Raw genomic sequence first — 1,481 nt, 5'->3', positions numbered from 1 at the left:
CCACATATTCGGTTTTTCATGTTAATCCTGCTGAAAGCAATTCATAAAGAAAGAAAGGTAGTAGCTAGAAGAGACAAAATTACATGAGGCTATGTTCTTTTTGCAAATAATCCTGCTTACTTGCAACAACATAATTACTATTGCAAATTTTTATGTTATTTTGCAATAGCCAAGAACTTAGTGCAAAGTAACAAGAGTAATGCAAAAATTTAAAGCGGGGGTCAAAATTAATCAGGGCTATTATAAAAGTTACCAGCCCCACCCTATCAACAAACAATGGGAACTTCATGATATGGAGCTCCTTGATCTCCTTTCTAAGGCCGACCGCCATTTGGGGCGTCTTGATATGTATTCAGAGCATATCCCAGATATCGATCTTTTCATTAGCATGCACGTAGTTAAAGAAGCTACACAAAGTAGCCGCATTGAGGGTACACAGACTAATATAGAAGAAGCACTACTCAAGAAAGAAAATGTAAATCCAGAGAAAAAAGACGATTGGGAAGAGGTGCAGAACTATATCGCTGCAATGAATCAAGCTATAGCAATGCTTGAGGATATTCCATTTTCGTCTCGTCTAATTAAAGAAACGCATAAAGTATTGCTTCAGGGTGTAAGAGGGGATCATAAAATGCCGGGAGTTTTTCGTACAAGTCAGAATTGGATAGGAGGAGCTTCCATAAGCGATGCAGTTTTTGTGCCGCCCGCGCATAATACAATAGCAGAGCTTATGAGCGATCTTGAACATTTTGCGCACAATGATTCCATCTACTTTCCGGATTTACTTAAAATTGCATTGATTCACTATCAATTTGAAACGATACATCCATTTTTGGATGGTAATGGAAGAGTAGGTAGATTATTAATCACTTTATATCTGGTTGATAAAGAAATACTCAAGCGCCCTATTCTATACCTTTCAGATTTTTTTGAAAGGAATAAGGCTCTTTATTATGATAATTTAACCAGAGTGCGCACACATAATGATCTTAAACAGTGGTTTAAGTTTTTTCTAGTTGGGGTTATTGAGACGGCTAAAAGTGGGGTAAGCACTTTTGATGCAATCCTAAAACTCAAAAAAGAGACTGAATTCAAATTACAGAACCTGGGCTCCAAGGCAAATAATGCACAAAAAGTAATGAGTTATTTGTTTAAACGCCCTATGATCGAAGTAACGCAAATTATGGAGGTTGCAAATGTTTCAAAACGAACAGCCTATAATTTAATTGCAGATTTAGAAAATCTGGAAATATTAAAGGAAATTACGGGAGGAAAGCGTGACAAATTATATGTTTTTGACGATTATCTCAAACTATTTAAATAGTAGCTGGTTTACGTTCAGATAAATTACATCATATAAAGCAGCGCTTATATTAACATTCCGGTTCATTAATAATTAAGGAAATTTCTGCCCCATATCTGCCATAAACTTGCGCATGGTTCCTGTGCTGTTTTTATAGCGTACGGGAAGTTAAGCGTAA

The 1,481-nt window shown here is 36.2% G+C and carries 1 protein-coding gene; it reads left to right on the top strand.

What is annotated here, in order from left to right; translation table 11 throughout:
- The first annotated feature begins 199 nt into the window (after window positions 1–199).
- Complete coding sequence (locus Q1K34_RS17940) at window positions 200–1,324, top strand: Fic family protein (protein ID WP_300442112.1); 1,125 nt, start codon at window positions 200–202, stop codon at window positions 1,322–1,324.
- Window positions 1,325–1,481: the final 157 nt, after the last annotated feature.

The organism is Christiangramia sp. (genome assembly GCF_029937855.1).
Classification (GTDB): domain Bacteria; phylum Bacteroidota; class Bacteroidia; order Flavobacteriales; family Flavobacteriaceae; genus Christiangramia.
This window is presented reverse-complemented; position numbering and strand designations above follow the sequence as displayed.

Coding starts and splice junctions, on each gene's coding strand:
- Q1K34_RS17940 (WP_300442112.1), top strand. CDS start 200: ATGCAAAAATTTAAAGCGGGGGTCAAAATTAATCAGGGCTATTATAAA.